Here is a 14,437-nt window from a genome sequence, read left to right as displayed (position 1 = left end):
CCGGGTCAGGTCGTCAGGGCCGATGTCCGCCATTTGGGTGACCGCAACGAGGGAACCAAGAAAGAGCCGAAGGAGTCCCAGGATGACGAACGCGACAGAAAATCAACCCTGCGATTACACCCGCGCTCGGCCGACTCTCAAACGTGGTTCGTCAGGGGAAGCGGTCAAACAGGCTCAGTGCTACCTGAACTTGTCGATGGACGGAGATAAACTTGCCGAGGATGGATCCTTCGGGCCAGTAACCGATGCCGCGACGAGGCGATTTCAGAAATGCGCGGACATCACCGTCGACGGCATCATCGGCGCCCAGACCTGGTCGTTCCTCACGTACTGGGCCAACTCGACGGAATACGTCTGCTAAGTGCTCCATGGAGGATGTCGTATCCCGCCGCTATCCCGTTTGCGGGACCGCGGCGGGAACGGTTGAGCGGCCATCCCCGGCGCCTTGGCCGGACTTGCATCCTGCCTCAGGCAGCCGTCACTGATTTTGCGACGATCAGCCGCTGCCCGACCTTGATGAGGTCAGGGTTGGGAATCTTGTTCCACTTGACGAGCTGGTCGACCGTCGTCCCGAACCTGGCGGCAATGGCGGTGAGCGTGTCACCGGACTTGACCGTGTAGTAGGTCTCGTGAGGCGAGTCCGCCTTAGCGACGATCAGCCGCAGCCCGACATTGATCAGGTCAGGGTTGGGAATCTTGTTCCACTTGACGAGCTGGTCGACCGTCGTCCCGAACCTGGCGGCAATGGCGGTGAGCGTGTCACCGGACTTGACCGTGTAGTACGTGATGTTCGTCGTTTGTGTCGTCATATTTCACACGATAGACCTAATCGTTCCACCGCGCTCGGGGAGCGGCGGGTCCGCACTCTCCCTCCGGTACCTGCACCGGATCCCTGCGCGAGGGCAAGGTCTCCTGGCGGGCGACGACCGCGCCAGGCCGCCATGAAGCAGCCGGGCGAGATCAACTGCCATGGCCGCAGGCGCGGCATGGTAATTCCTGGATCCGGCGGGCCATGGTGGCATGGAGGCGGTCACCCGCCTTGCGGCAGCGGCGAGCGGGAGCGCCATCGCTGTGAGGCCCGCCGCCCCCGGGGCGGTGCACGTGCAGATGCAATTGCACTTTTCCTGCCTGTGCCGATCCTCAATTCGCTGAATCAAAGTCTGGTTGATGCTCTTTCAGCGAAGATTTCAGAGGAACGCGCAGTGCGGCCAAGACGGTGGTTCGGATAAGAGGGCCGTGGCATCGCGGGTGGCCGGCCGTTAGTCCCTTGCAGCCTGGGCGGTTTCGGCAGCCGCATGACACGGTCGGGGCGGACCCGGCCCAACACTCGACGGGCAGGTCGCGCAGGACCCGGCCAAACGGGTGACGTCGTAGCCGGCGTCCGATGACGATGTCCGGGTCCCCGGCCTGCCACTGGCCGGCGGCGATGAGACGCTCGACGACGTTCCGGAGTTGGGATGAGTCGCGTCATCGGCGGGCCATGCGGGCCGCCCTGATCAAGGCGCTGCCCGTTCAGGCCTGCTGCTCGCTGATGTTGACCAGCCAGGTGATGCCGAAGCGGTCCGTACACATGCCGAAGACGTCGCCCCACATCTGCTTCTCCAGCGGGACCGAGACCGTGCCGTCGCGGGAGAGCTTGTCCCAGTAGCCGCGCAGTTCGTCGGCGTCCTCTCCGCTCACGCTCACTGAGATGTTGTTCCCGGGCTTGTGCTCCATCCCCGGCGGGGTGTCGGCCCCCATGAGCGTGAAGCCGCTGTCGGTCTCGAGCATGCTGTGCATGATCTTGTCGGCGGCGTCGCCGGCCTCCTTCGCGCCGAAGTCACCGAATGTGTTCACCGTCAGGGTGCCGCCGAAGATCCCCTTGTAAAACTCCATAGCTTGCCGGGCGTCGCCGTCGAAGCTGATGTATGGGTTGAGTCGAGAAGGCACGAAAAATCACCTTTCGTGATGAGGTGTCAGTTCTGGCAGATTAGACGATGTGTCTTCCACGATCGGGGCGACTCCCCGGCCAGTCGAACGTCGCCCTGTCGTGGACATCTTGATCACTCCGCCCCCGCTGCGCCCCACCACGCCTGCCCTCGAGCAGCGCCACACCGCCTACGAGAGTCGGCGCCGCGCCGAACACCTCAGCGCCCTGAACCTCGTCCCCGCACCCCAGCCCACAGCCTCCCTCGCCGACCTGCACCGCCAGCGTCTGCACGCCCGTGACGCCGCCACCCCCCAGGACACCGGCCCGGCAGGTGCTCCTCGCCGTCCTGTCATGTTCGTACTCGCGTTCAGTCCTGGCGAGGTCGGCTGGCCGCGGACGCCTCTTTCCTGACCCGAGCTCGGTCAAGGGACCACGCGCCCAGGCCCACCAGTGCGGCCGCCCCGGCCGCGTAGACCGGCAGCCACTGGGTCGTAGTGGCTGCCAGGCAGTCGGAAACGGCGGCATGGCTCCGGATTTCCTGGGCGTGAGTCATGGCGGCACGGTCGCGACCAGCCAGGTTGGCCAGTGCGGCCTCCGCGTGGATGCCCTCGTACTTGCCCAGCTCAGGACACGCGCCGCGGGTGCCTTGCATCGGGAACAGCCACGCCCAGCGCTGCAGCGCTGGGGCCAATGTGATCGCTACGCACAGGCCGACGACCAGCGAGTACGCAGTCAGATTCCGCATGTACGCAGATAGGGCGCCAGGCATCCATGTCGGCAGTCGGTAAAAGGTGAAGATCAGCGCAAGAAGCGTCACCCCGACGTATGTGGCGAACCATTGCCAGGAACCCTGTGCGAGCGCGGCTGTGAGCACGGCGGCGAGCGCAATGCCGATGACCCCCGGCTGGCCGGGAGTGTCATGGCCCGCGCCGGTGGTTGCCGATTTCCCGGCTCCTTGAAGGCTGGGGTCGTCCACGGTCTCTCCCGCATGACTCGGAGGCCGCCAGCATCCGGTCACCTCGTGCCGTCGGCCCGGCACCATGCCGGACCGGCTCGGAAATCCCGCTCGGTTGGCCGGGGTCCGCAAGCCGGGCGCTGCCGCCGAGGTGACCGACGAAGCCCGCCGCGCTCTCTCACCCGCCATGGCTGGGAACTGGCCCCAACAAGAACGTCGCCGGACTCGGCAAGGCCGATCAGCACGCTGAACCCTCACCGGGCATTCCGTCACCCACGCGCCGCATTCCGTCGGTTCCCCCAACACCCTTGAGGGAGGAAGCACTTCGTGCCCCTTTTCCGGGGCCGGTGCGCTCGCCCTCATGGCGCATGCGGCCGTCGAGCCGCGCCCGGTACGCCACGGCGATAGCCCCCGACAGGTGAGGGCCCCGTCTCCGTTGCCCGTCACGAGAAAGACCTCGCAACCGCTCTTCCCGTTCCACCAACTTCCCTTTAGAACAAGAGGAGTTGAAAAACGAAGTGCAATATACCGCGTGGGCGCACGAAGGGTTGAAGCGGATTCATTTACATACAGTCATATTCACTCCTTATGAAATGACGTGCTTCAAATTCATCTTCCTAACCGGCAAATAATTCGGTTCAATTAACCCAAGAGAGCGCATCCGACCGGTTCTTGAAGTGAGGGCGCGCTCGTTTCCGAATGAGGCCAGCGGTGCCGGTCCGGGGCACCGAGGTCGCCGGCCCGCCCGCACTCCAAGTGGCTGGTCCGGACTCGACGAGCACGAGAGAAGGACGTGTCATGTCAGCAGAACTCACGTCGTCGCTAGCCGCAAGCATCGGAGCCAGTGGTACGGGATCCCTCGCGATCTTCCCCACAGCTCCGATCATCTTCGCCGTGTTGCCTCCCACCGGCCCGGCTGCAGGCGGAAACCAGGTAGTGATCTTCGGTCTCGGTTTCACCGGGGCCACGTCGGTGAACTTCGGCGGCAACCCGGCGACCAGCTACACCGTGGTGGGCAACAACCTCATCATCGCCGTCGCCCCCGCCGGCAGCGGAACCGTCCCCGTCACGGTCACCACCCCCAGCGGGACCAGCAACAGCTTCCCGTACAGCTACATCACGGCACCCGCCCCGGTCATCGCTGCCGTGGTCCCGCCCACAGGCCCCTCCACCGGCGGCAACCTGGTCACCATCACCGGCACGGGATTCACCGGAGCCACGTCGGTGAACTTCGGCGGCAACCCGGCGACCAGCTACACCGTGGTGTCCAACAACCTCATCATCGCCGTCGCCCCCGCCGGCAGCGGAACCGTCCCCGTCACGGTCACCACCCCCAGCGGGACCAGCAACAGCTTCCCGTACAGCTACATCACGGCACCCGCCCCGGTCATCGCTGCCGTGGTCCCGCCCACAGGCCCCTCCACCGGCGGCAACCTGGTCACCATCACCGGCACGGGATTCACCGGAGCCACGTCGGTGAACTTCGGCGGCAACCCGGCGACCAGCTACACCGTGGTGTCCGACAGCCTCATCATCGCCATCGCCCCCGCCGGCGTCGGAACCGTCCAGGTGACGGTCACCACCCCCAACGGGACCAGCAACAGCTTCCCGTACATCTACGTCTGATGAGGTAGCAGCACCCCAGAGGCGGTGGGAACCCGCTCGTCACGGCGCACAAGCGTCCCCGAGTGCGTTCCCACCGGCGTGCCATGTGCGGCGGCCCTCCCCCAGCGGTCGCGCACGGGATCGGTAGCAAACACCGCGGCTGCGCGGGCATCCCGCTCAACGTGCGGCACGCCGCAACGTCATCTCTTCCGCTCCCCGACGACGACCCGGGGAGCTTGCCCGCTTCTCTGACGCAAGGGACCTGACCTCGCCGTTTCACTTGGCGTGAGGTCGGGTATTGAGCGGAAACGCGAAAGTGCCTTCTGAGCTGGGACGATGAAACTTGTCGAGGGGTTCTGTCGTCACCAGAGGAAGGCACTTTCTGCGTGCAGGCTGCCGGTTCACGTCCCCAGCTCGTCATATCCGCCGACGGAACGGGGTGGTCGGGCTGCCGGGACACGGTTGCCGGCTGATCTCGCCGATGGCGGCGAGGCGATCGCGGATCTGGCCGTACTGCGGACCAGGGGCGAGGTGTTCGGCCCCATCGCCTCGACGGTCTGCCTCCCTGGTCTGGTCGGAAGTGTTGGTCAGACGGGGGTACCGCTCTGCGCTCGGTCGATGAGCAGGTCCAAAAGCGTGAGCAGGGCTCCTCGGACGTCGTCACGGGAGCGGGCGTCGAGCATGAGGATGGGCGTGTTCGGGTCACTCAGGTGAAGGGCCGCCCCGATCTCCTCAGCGGTGTAATGCTGCTCGCCGTCGAAGCAATTCGCGCCGATGACGAATGGCAGCCGGCGGTTCTCGAAGAAGTCCACAGCCGCGAAGCTGCGGTCCAGGCGCCGGGTGTCGACCAGGACGATCGCCCCGAGAGCCCCGTTCAGCAGGTCGTCCCACATGAACCAGAATCGCTCCTGGCCCGGTGTGCCGAACAAGTAGAGGACGACTCCGGCATCGGCGAGGGTGATACGGCCGAAGTCCATCGCGACGGTGGTCGCCGTCTTGGACTCGATTCCGTCGAGGTCGTCGACGCCGATACCCGCAGTCGTCAGCCGCTCCTCGGTGCGCAGCGGCTCTATCTCGGAAATCGCTTCGACCAGGGTCGTCTTGCCGACGCCGAATCCCCCGGCGATCAGGATCTTGACCGGCGACTCGTCCTGGGCAGCGGTGTCATATTCGGGCAAGGCTGTCCCTGATTCTCATGAGCAGGTGGACATTGGAGGTCTCGGCCGTTTCCAGCGGTGGCCGGTGGTGGATCAGCCCGCGGTCCGCGAGCTCGCCGAGCAGGACCGTCATCGGGGTGAGGCGCATCTGCATCCGGGCGGCGATCTCGGCGACCGCCCGCCCGTTCGGCGGCCGGCACATGGCGAGGATGGCCTGCCACTCCGTGGAGAGGCTGCCGTGGGCCTCCGTGACATCCGCCGCTGTGATCATCGTGTCCATGGTCAGGACGGTCCGTGGGGCGGCTGTACGCCCATCGGTCAGGGCATACAGCCGCGTTCGGCGGTGCCGTTCATGCTGCGCATCGCCCGGCATTACGACTTGGGCACCCGTGCGCGCCCGGGGGTGCCCAGCCACTCACCGAGCGCCTGCGAGGCCCGCACCGCCTCGCCGCCCAGCTCCCCGAGTCGTGCCTTGCGTGAGGTCACGACGATGAGCGTGCTGCCCTCCCCGCACCCGACGATGCAGAGATACCTGTCGTCCATCTCCACGAGTTGGCGGATCACTCGGCCGCCGCCGACCTCCCTGGAAATCGCCTTCATCGTCGCCGCGATGCCGGAGGACGCCGCGGCCACCCGCTCCGCCTGGTCCCGTTCCAGCAGGTAAGCGCTGAGTTTGATCCCGTCGTTGGAGAGGAGCACGGCTCCCTGGATGCCGGCAATCCTGCTCAGGTTGTTGTCCAGGATGCTGTAAATGGCGTCGTTCGGCGTCGTCGTCATGGCTGTTCCCGTCGGAGCTCTGCTTCCACGTTCTGGGTGCCGTCCTCATAGTCCGTCCAGGCGTCGGCCACCTCTTCGGGTGTCGCGCTGTCCCGGGCGGCTGCTTCTGGTGCGCGTGATTCGCGGAGTTGCTCAGCGATGTGGGTCTGCGGGACGCGCTCGGGGAGGGTCGGCCGGGAGGAGCGGTCGCGTGCCGGGGTCCGAACCGCGGTGTCACTCGTCCGTAGGCTCGGCACATCGGGCCGGACGGGCTCGGGCCGGACGGGCAGGGAATCGTCCGGCGGAGCGGAGTGCTTGTGCAGGATGAGTTCGGGCCTGCTTTCGTCGAGGGCTGCTTGCGGTGCGGGGGCGGCCGGTGCCGATTCGGGCGCCGGTTTCCGCTCGGTCTGCACGAGGTGTTCCTCAGGAATGATCACAACAGCGGATGTCCCGCCGAATGTCGAGCGGCGCAGGGTGACTCTGGCGTCGAGCTGGTCGGCAAGGTGGCCGACCACGAAAAGACCGAGCCGGTGGGCGTTCTCCGCCAGGACGGCGTACGGCGGGGCGGAGTGCAGCCGCCCGTTCATCTCCTCGTAGCGCTCGGGGGCCACCCGAGGACCGCGGTCCTCGATCTCCACCGACAGTCCGTCCGTCACGAGCTCTGACCGGATGGCAACCTTCGACCTAGGCGGGGAGAACCGAGTGGCATTGTCCAGCAGTTCCGCAAGGAGGTGGCTGATCTGGCTGATCACGCGCGGCTCCACGCTGATCTCGTCCAGAGCGTGCCTCTCGATCCGCCGGAACTCCTCGACTTCCGAGGCCGCCTCGCGCAGCAGGTCGGCCATGCGCATGGGCTCGGTGTGCGGGTCGGGGATCTCACCGCCCGCCAGGATGAGCAGGTTCTCCACCTGCCGCCGCATGCCCACCGTCAGCTGGTCGGATCTCATCAGCTGAGCGAGGAGCGCTTCGTGGTGGCCGAAGGTGTCCTGGAGGTCTTCGGTGAGGCTCAACTGACGGCTGACCAGGTTTCCGGTACGTGAGGCGATGCCCGCGGCGAACATGCCGAAGCCGTGGCGCTCGTCGGCGAGCTGCCGGTGCCCGTCGACGGATACGGCGACGACTCGGGCGAAGGCGTCGCTGATACGTCCGACCTCGTCCTGATCCCCGCTGGGTTCGGGCAGTGTGTCGTCGTCGACTGTCTGCCCACGCTGCAACCGGGCCACGGCGTCCGGCAGCGTTTCCTCGGCGATGGTCACCGTGCGCCTGTGCAGACTGGCCATGCGGCGAAGCACCGTGCGGGTGGTGAACACGACGACGGCTATGACGATCAGAAGTGCGGCGGCGCTGCCCACGACCAGCCAGGCGACCTCTGCCCGAAGCTGTCCGGCCTTGGCGTCGGCCTGCGCGAGCACCCCCCGCGCCCGGTCGGCGCTGAGGTCGTCCAGTTGCCCGGCGAACTTGTCCTGCGCAGCAGGCCAGCCACTGACTTCCCGGGGCAGCGCTACGCCGGAGTCGATGTCTTCGTGGTGGGACACGACCGCGTTTTCGATACGGGTCTTGGTCTTCCACGCCTCCGAGCCGGCGATCTGCTCGTAGAACCTCCTGTCCTGATCGGGCAGATAGGGGACGATCCACGTGTCGTACAGGAATCTGTGGGCACCGACGGTGTTGGTGAATTCGGCGAATCTGGAGGAGGTCAGCTCTTCGGAGGGTCCGGCCGACGCGAGGATCGTGTCTTCGCGCGCCAGCATCTCCGACGCCGAGAACAGGGCGACCACCGGCCGGCTCTCACGCGTGAGCTCAGCATCGTCCATATGACTGAACTCGTGGTGGGCGCGGATCATTTGGCTGATCACGCCGGTGAAGTAGTCGATCGTACGGTCCGCGCTGCCGCTGCGTGCGTCCGCGCGCTCGCGGTGGGCGTCAAGGTCGTCCAGGCCGTTCTTCACCTCGATGAGGTAGCGGTCCGCCCGCTCGGACACCGCCAGGCCGGGGCCGGTCGACCGACGGAACGCGGCTTCTGCGCGGTCCGTGGCCGCACGCCGGCTGCGCAGGTCGGCCCGGGACACGGGGAAGCCCGACCACCGCGCCGCCGTCATCGTGCGCTCGGCCTGCATCCCGACCATGAGCTTGTACAGGGGTACCCCGGCCCGCTCGCCCGCCACCACATCGGCGCTCAGGTTCTCGGACTGCTCCAGCAACCGATCCGCGGTGACGAGGACCTGGCCACCCATCGCCACGGTGGGTACCACCGCCAGCCAGATGAGCAAAGTCCGCAGCCGCACGGCACGCCGCCATCGACTTCTCGTGGGGTCGGGTAGGCCTACGCGCTCGGTGGGAGTCATCAGTCCTCGTGGGCAGAGGGGCGGGACAAAAAACAACAGCCGGGCCCGACGTCCGTCTGGGTGAGCGGATGGTCGGTCCGGCTGCGGTGGTACCTGAAGGACGCCGATCATAACCAGCCACGGCGAAAAAGGGGGAAGTTGCCGCAGTGGATCGATGCATGGTAGGCGGTGCAGCGGCCTTCACGGTGATGTGCAGAGAGCCCCGAAGTGCCCAGGTAGGAGGCGGTGTCGGCAGGGACTCAGGGGTGTTCCGGCAGCCTCGCCCTCTCCGGCGGGCGGGTACGGTGAGCAACGTCACCCGGTCCGCATCTCGGATCCCTGACACCGTTACGCCGGTCCAATTCGGTCATGACCTGCTCTCCCCTTTCCTGCTGGGTGAGCCCCGCGCTCGACGACGGTGCGTTTCTTGTACCGACCGCGTCGAAGCGGGCCGGCGGCCTCCGGCGCAGCCGCGCCGGCGTCGGTGGGCGCGCTGGTCCTTCGGTTCGGGAATGGTGTGCCTTCCTGCCTCCTTGCTTCGGCAAGCATCCTGCTGCCCGCCGGCACGATCAGCGGCGTCGACCACGGCGCCGAACCATGTTCGTCGCGCGGGCCAAGGATGAGATCAAGAACGGGCCCGAGTTCGGCAAGGACAATCACATCGCTGACCCCGGCTACCACCAGCAGCTCGGCCGTTGCAACGGGCCCCCGCTCGCCCGACCCATCCTGCGATCGAACGCGGGGCCCGGCCGACTCTCGTGCGGGCCCCGCGTTTTCGGCTGTCGCCTCCACGGTGACAACGCCCAAATATGAGGCGAAGAGGCCGTCGGGGTCGTATGGGGCGGGGTGTTCGAGGCGTTCCCTGTGCCAGGCCGTCGGCGGAGCCGTGCCCGCGGGGCGCGATACAGGTCACGGGCGGGCTCCTGGATCGGTTTGGTCGGTTCCGGAGGTACTCGACAGCCTCTGCCTCGGTGTGCACACCGAGGACGGCAGGTGTACAGAGGAGGTATGGTGCAGCGCTTCGTTGATCTTCGCGAGTCAGCGCGAGCGGGTCAGGCGATGGTGTCCATCCCGATAGCACTGATGGTGGCGGTCGTCGTGATCGACGTTCTTGCGCCGCCAGACATCCACCTCGGTCCCTTGCTGGTCGCAGCCCCCGCGATCACCGCTTCGTTCGCCGGCCCCTGGCTGACCGGACTGGTCGGCGCCCTCGCCGTGGTGGCACAGGCGATCATCGCGGTGCTGCGCGATCGTGACGAGCTGTTCTCGGCGAACCACCAGGCACAGATCATCGCCCTGATCCTGGTCGGATCGAGCCTCGTGATCTTCTGCGTGCTGCGAGAGCGCCGCGCCAGAGAGCTGACACAGGTCCGGTACGTGGCCGAGACCGCCCAGCGCCTCGTCCTGCGGCCGCTGCCCAAGCACATCGGACCGCTGCGACTCGCCTCCCTCTATCTTGCCGCCGAGGCCGAGGCCCAGATCGGCGGCGACCTCTATGCAGCCGCACGCACCAGCTCCGGAACCCGGCTGATCGTCGGCGACGTGCGGGGCAAAGGCATGACTTCCGTGGGTGACGCCGCCCTGCTGCTCGGCGCGTTCCGGGCCGCCGCCCACCGCCAGGCGACTCTGATCGAACTGGTGGCCTACCTTGATGGAAGCGTCTGCTGGAACCTGGCCGAACCCGGTGAGACCGACCAGGCCGGGGAGACCTTCATCACCGCCGCGATCGTCGACATCCCCGACGAGGACGTCAGGATCGACATGATCAACTGTGGGCACCCGCCACCGATGGTGCTGCGAAACGGCCGCGTCACGACACTCGATGCCTACCACCCGGCGCCTCCACTGGGCCTCGGCGAACTGGCGCAGCCCAGCTACCACCTCGACACCTTCAAGTTCGAGGTCGGAGACCTCCTGCTGCTCTACACGGACGGGGTCATCGAGGCCCGCGACGCCACCGGAGCCTTCTATCCACTCGCCGAACGGATCACGCGCTGGACGGAGAGCCACCCCGACGCGTTCCTGCATCACCTCCGGCGTGACCTGCTCGACCACGTCGGCGGACGGCTGGGCGATGACGCCGCCCTCATCGCGATCGAACGCCTCCCCACGCCCACGTGACCAGTCGGTGGCGCAGTCGCAGCCCGAGATCAGCCGCATCCGGGAAGCTCGTCGCCCGCCTCCCCGGGATGGGCCGAGTCAGACGAGGTCGACGAGGAGGTCTCCGCCCTCCACCTGCTGAATCGCGTTGATGGCGACCCGGGACACCGCCCCGGCCTTCGGCGCGGCAATAGTGGCTTCCATCTTCATCGCCTCGATGGTCGCCACGGTGGCACCGGCCTCCACCTGGTCGCCCTCGGCGACCGTCAGCGTCACCACGCCGGCAAACGGCGCGGCGACGTGGCCGGGGTTGGACCTGTCGGCCTTTTCCCTCGCCGGAACATCGGAGGCCACCGAGTTGTCCCGCACCTGGATCGGCCGCAGTTGGCCGTTCAACGTGGACATCACCGTGCGCATGCCGCGCTCGTCGGCGTCGCCGACGGCTTCCAGCTCGATCAGCAGCCGGACACCGGGCTCGAGGTCCACCGTGTACTCCTGCCGCTGGCTCAACCCGTAGAAGAAGTCCTTGCTGTCCAGCACACTCGTGTCGCCGTAGGCCTCACGATGTGTCTCGAACTCCTTCGTCGGCCCGGGGAACAGCAGCCGGTTCAGCGTCCCGCGCCGGTCCTTCTCCAACTGCTCACGGTCGTCGGCGGACAGCTCACGCGGCGTCGGCTTGGGGGCCCCGCGGCCCTCCAGCGCCTTGCTGCGGAACGGCTCGGGCCACCCGCCCGGCGGGTTGCCCAGCTCACCGTGCAGGAACCCGATGACCGAGTCCGGGATGTCGAACCTGTTCGGCTCGGCCTCGAAGTCCTCCGGCGGCACCCCTGCCCCGACCAGGTGCAGCGCGAGGTCGCCGACCACCTTCGACGACGGGGTGACCTTCACCAGGTGACCGAGGATCCGGTCCGCGGCGGTGTACATGGCCTCGATCTCCTCGAAGCGGTCGCCGAGTCCCAAGGCGATGGCCTGGGTGCGCAGGTTGGACAGCTGCCCTCCGGGGATCTCGTGGTGGTACACGCGCCCGGTCGGCGAGGCGAGGCCTGCTTCGAACGGCGCGTAGATCTTGCGCACCGCCTCCCAGTACGGCTCCAGGGCGCCGACCGCCTGGAGGTCCAGCCCGGTGGGCCGGGCGGAGTGGTCGGTGGCGGCCACGATCGCCGACAGCGACGGCTGTGAGGTGGTGCCCGCCATGGAGGCCACCGCCCCGTCCACCGCGTCCGCACCGGCCTGGACAGCCGCGAGATAGGTGGCGAGCTGACCCCCCGCGGTGTCGTGGGTGTGAATATGCACCGGCAGGTCGAATTCCCTGCGCAGCGCGGAGACAAGCGTCGCCGCGGCCGGGGCGCGCAGCAGCCCCGCCATGTCCTTGATCGCCAGCACATGCGCGCCCGCGGCCACGATCTTCTCGGCCAGCTTGAGGTAGTAGTCGAGCGTGTACAGCTTTTCCGACGGATCGGACAGGTCGGAGGTGTAGCAGAGTGCGACCTCGGCGATGGCGGATCCCGTTTCCCGCACGGCGTCGATCGCGGGGCGCATCTGCCCGACGTCGTTGAGCGCGTCGAAGATCCGGAAGACGTCGATGCCGGTGGACGTGGCTTCCTGCACGAAGGCGTTCGTCACCTCGGTCGGGTACGGCGTGTAGCCCACGGTGTTGCGACCGCGCAGCAGCATCTGCAGGCAGATGTTGGGTACCGCTTCGCGCAATGCGGCGAGGCGCTCCCAGGGGTCCTCGGCGAGGAAGCGCAGGGCAACGTCGTACGTGGCGCCACCCCAGCACTCCAAGGACAGCAGCTGCGGCATGGTCCGTGCCACCACCGGGGCGACGGCGAGCAGGTCCTTGGTCCGTACCCGCGTGGCGAGCAGCGACTGGTGCGCGTCCCGGAAGGTGGTGTCGGTGACACCGATCGTCGGCGACTCGCGCAGCCACCGCGCGAAACCGTCAGGGCCGAGCTCGGTGAGCTTCTGCCTGGAGCCGGCGGGCGGCTCGGTGGCGGGCACCCGCGGCAGCTTGGTGGTCGCGTCGATCAGTCGCGGGCGTTCGCCATGGGGCTTGTTCACCGTGACGTCGGCGAGGTAGGTCAGCAGCCTGGTGCCGCGGTCGGCGGAATGCCGTGCGGTCAGCAGGTGCGGGCGCTGCTCGATGAAGGACGTGGTGACGTTTCCGGCCCGGAAGTCCGGATCGTCCAGTACGGCCTGCAGGAAGGGAATGTTCGTCGACACGCCGCGAATACGGAACTCGGCCACGGCGCGCCTGGCGCGGCCGACCGCAGTCGCGAAGTCCCGGCCCCGGCAGGTCAGCTTGACCAGCATCGAGTCGAAGTGAGCGCTGATTTCCGTGCCGGCGTGGGCGGTGCCGCCGTCGAGGCGGATCCCCGAACCGCCCGGCGAACGGTAGGCGCTGATCATGCCGGTGTCCGGGCGGAATCCGTTGGCGGGGTCCTCGGTGGTGATCCGGCACTGCAGTGCGGCACCGTGCAGATGGACAGTTTCCTGCGACAGCCCGAGGTCACCCAGTGTCTGCCCGGCGGCGATACGCAGCTGCGACTGCACGAGATCGACATCGGTGATCTCCTCGGTCACCGTGTGCTCGACCTGGATGCGTGGGTTCATCTCGATGAACACGTGCCGACCGTCGCGGTCCAGCAGGAATTCCACGGTGCCCGCGTTGCGGTAGCCGATCTGCCGGGCGAACTTCACCGCGTCGTCGCAGATCCGCTCGCGCAGCTCCGGGTCGAGGTTGGGTGCGGGCGCCAGCTCGATGACCTTCTGGTGCCGACGCTGCACCGAACAGTCGCGCTCGAAGAGGTGGACCACATTGCCCTCGCCGTCGGCGAGGATCTGCACCTCGATATGCCGGGGCTCGACGACGGCCTTCTCCAGGAAGACCGTCGGGTCCCCGAACGCGGACTCGGCCTCGCGCGAGGCCGCCTCGATGGACTCGTGCAGCGCCCCGGGGTCCTCGACCCTGCGCATACCGCGGCCCCCACCGCCGGCGACGGCCTTGACGAACACCGGGAAGCCGAGCTCGTCCGCGGCCCGCACCAGCTCGTCAACATCGGTGGACGGCTCGGAGGAACCGAGCACCGGCACGCCGGCCGCACGGGCCGCGGCCACGGCGCGAGCCTTGTTTCCCGTCAGCTCGAGGATCTCCGCGCTCGGGCCCACGAACGTGACACCCGCCTCCTCGCACGCCCGCGCGAGGTCGGGGTTCTCGGACAGGAATCCGTACCCGGGGTAGATCGCGTCCGCACCCGCACTGCGCGCGGCGCGGACGATCTCCTCGACGGAGAGATAGGCCCGCACCGGGTGCCCCGGCTCACCGATCTCGTAGGCCTCGTCGGCCTTCAGCCGGTGCAGTGAGTTGCGATCTTCATGCGGGAACACGGCGACGGTTCTCGCCCCGAGCTCATAGCCGGCCCGGAAAGCGCGGATGGCGATCTCTCCACGGTTGGCGACCAGCACCTTGCGGAACATGCCCGTATCCCTTCTACCTGCCCCGTGCGAGCGCAAGCTTGTCGGCGACAGTACTGCCCGCGCGGCGCAAAAGGGTGCCCCGGTGTGATCCAATTCTCGTGGGCGGGTGCCGTGAGTCGTGTCTCGCCGACCGATCCGTCCCGCGGTGCGCTAC

At 67.5% G+C, this 14,437-nt stretch carries 12 protein-coding genes; 4 read left to right on the top strand and 8 right to left on the bottom strand.

The window, feature by feature from the left end; genetic code table 11:
• Positions 1-82: 82 nt before the first annotated feature.
• Positions 83-361 (top strand): peptidoglycan-binding domain-containing protein, encoded by a 279-nt coding sequence (locus ABZW18_RS10455; protein WP_356184901.1) that lies wholly within the window; start codon positions 83-85, stop codon positions 359-361.
• Between the two features lie 106 nt (positions 362-467).
• Here the strand turns inward: ABZW18_RS10455 and ABZW18_RS10450 are convergent, their stop codons facing one another.
• Both ABZW18_RS10450 and ABZW18_RS10445 read right to left on the bottom strand, forming a co-directional pair.
• Complete coding sequence (locus tag ABZW18_RS10450; protein WP_356184898.1) at positions 468-809, bottom strand: LysM peptidoglycan-binding domain-containing protein; 342 nt, start codon at positions 807-809, stop codon at positions 468-470.
• A 703-nt stretch (positions 810-1,512) separates the two neighbouring features.
• On the bottom strand, positions 1,513-1,929 hold the full coding sequence (locus ABZW18_RS10445; protein ID WP_356184896.1) for a VOC family protein: 417 nt from the start codon (positions 1,927-1,929) through the stop codon (positions 1,513-1,515).
• A 100-nt stretch (positions 1,930-2,029) separates the two neighbouring features.
• Between ABZW18_RS10445 and ABZW18_RS10440 the strand changes: the two genes are divergently transcribed.
• Positions 2,030-2,320: a hypothetical protein gene (locus ABZW18_RS10440; RefSeq protein WP_356184893.1), complete on the top strand. Its 291-nt coding sequence runs from the start codon at positions 2,030-2,032 to the stop codon at positions 2,318-2,320.
• On the opposite strand, the gene ABZW18_RS10435 is transcribed toward ABZW18_RS10440, so the two are convergent.
• The gene (locus ABZW18_RS10435) at positions 2,277-2,885 is read right to left on the bottom strand and encodes a hypothetical protein (protein WP_356184891.1); all 609 of its coding nucleotides are present in this window, start codon (positions 2,883-2,885) and stop codon (positions 2,277-2,279) included. The two genes, ABZW18_RS10440 and ABZW18_RS10435, sit on opposite strands and share 44 nt — an antisense overlap.
• A gap of 777 nt (positions 2,886-3,662) precedes the next feature.
• Here ABZW18_RS10435 and ABZW18_RS10430 point away from each other — a divergent pair.
• Positions 3,663-4,490, top strand: coding sequence for an IPT/TIG domain-containing protein (locus ABZW18_RS10430; protein WP_356184888.1), 828 nt, complete (start codon positions 3,663-3,665; stop codon positions 4,488-4,490).
• Positions 4,491-5,056: 566 nt separating this feature from the next.
• On the opposite strand, the gene ABZW18_RS10425 is transcribed toward ABZW18_RS10430, so the two are convergent.
• The 4 genes from ABZW18_RS10425 to ABZW18_RS10410 are packed head-to-tail and all read right to left on the bottom strand — an operon-like array spanning position 5,057 to position 8,667.
• Positions 5,057-5,647: an ATP/GTP-binding protein gene (locus ABZW18_RS10425; protein ID WP_356184886.1), complete on the bottom strand. Its 591-nt coding sequence runs from the start codon at positions 5,645-5,647 to the stop codon at positions 5,057-5,059.
• Complete coding sequence (locus ABZW18_RS10420) at positions 5,634-5,999, bottom strand: DUF742 domain-containing protein (protein ID WP_356184884.1); 366 nt, start codon at positions 5,997-5,999, stop codon at positions 5,634-5,636. Before ABZW18_RS10420 ends, ABZW18_RS10425 begins: the two co-directional genes overlap by 14 nt.
• Positions 5,999-6,403 carry a roadblock/LC7 domain-containing protein gene (locus ABZW18_RS10415; protein ID WP_356184883.1) on the bottom strand — a complete coding sequence of 135 codons (405 nt, stop codon included), beginning with the start codon at positions 6,401-6,403 and terminating at the stop codon, positions 5,999-6,001. Before ABZW18_RS10415 ends, ABZW18_RS10420 begins: the two co-directional genes overlap by 1 nt.
• Positions 6,400-8,667, bottom strand: a complete 2,268-nt coding sequence (locus ABZW18_RS10410; protein WP_356184880.1) for a nitrate- and nitrite sensing domain-containing protein — start codon at positions 8,665-8,667, stop codon at positions 6,400-6,402. Before ABZW18_RS10410 ends, ABZW18_RS10415 begins: the two co-directional genes overlap by 4 nt.
• Before the next feature lie 1,098 nt (positions 8,668-9,765).
• On the opposite strand from ABZW18_RS10410, the gene ABZW18_RS10405 reads away from it, so the two are divergent.
• A complete protein-coding gene (locus ABZW18_RS10405; protein WP_356184955.1) occupies positions 9,766-10,827 on the top strand; it encodes a PP2C family protein-serine/threonine phosphatase in 1,062 nt (353 codons plus the stop codon).
• Between the two features lie 78 nt (positions 10,828-10,905).
• Here the strand turns inward: ABZW18_RS10405 and ABZW18_RS10400 are convergent, their stop codons facing one another.
• The gene (locus tag ABZW18_RS10400; protein WP_356184878.1) at positions 10,906-14,283 is read right to left on the bottom strand and encodes a pyruvate carboxylase; all 3,378 of its coding nucleotides are present in this window, start codon (positions 14,281-14,283) and stop codon (positions 10,906-10,908) included.
• Positions 14,284-14,437 lie beyond the last annotated feature (154 nt).

The organism is Streptomyces sp. NPDC004647, from assembly GCF_040609575.1.
Taxonomy (GTDB): domain Bacteria; phylum Actinomycetota; class Actinomycetes; order Streptomycetales; family Streptomycetaceae; genus Streptomyces.
Note: the sequence above shows the minus strand (reverse complement) of the source record. Positions and strands in the feature narration are given on the sequence as shown.

Bases quoted from the DNA above. Each gene is read 5' to 3' on its own strand.
- ABZW18_RS10405 (WP_356184955.1), top strand. From the start codon at position 9,766: ATGGTGTCCATCCCGATAGCACTGATGGTGGCGGTCGTCGTGATCGAC.
- ABZW18_RS10450 (WP_356184898.1), bottom strand. From the start codon at position 809: ATGACGACACAAACGACGAACATCACGTACTACACGGTCAAGTCCGGT.
- ABZW18_RS10420 (WP_356184884.1), bottom strand. From the start codon at position 5,999: ATGCCGGGCGATGCGCAGCATGAACGGCACCGCCGAACGCGGCTGTAT.
- ABZW18_RS10415 (WP_356184883.1), bottom strand. From the start codon at position 6,403: ATGACGACGACGCCGAACGACGCCATTTACAGCATCCTGGACAACAAC.
- ABZW18_RS10400 (WP_356184878.1), bottom strand. From the start codon at position 14,283: ATGTTCCGCAAGGTGCTGGTCGCCAACCGTGGAGAGATCGCCATCCGC.
- ABZW18_RS10430 (WP_356184888.1), top strand. From the start codon at position 3,663: ATGTCAGCAGAACTCACGTCGTCGCTAGCCGCAAGCATCGGAGCCAGT.
- ABZW18_RS10455 (WP_356184901.1), top strand. From the start codon at position 83: ATGACGAACGCGACAGAAAATCAACCCTGCGATTACACCCGCGCTCGG.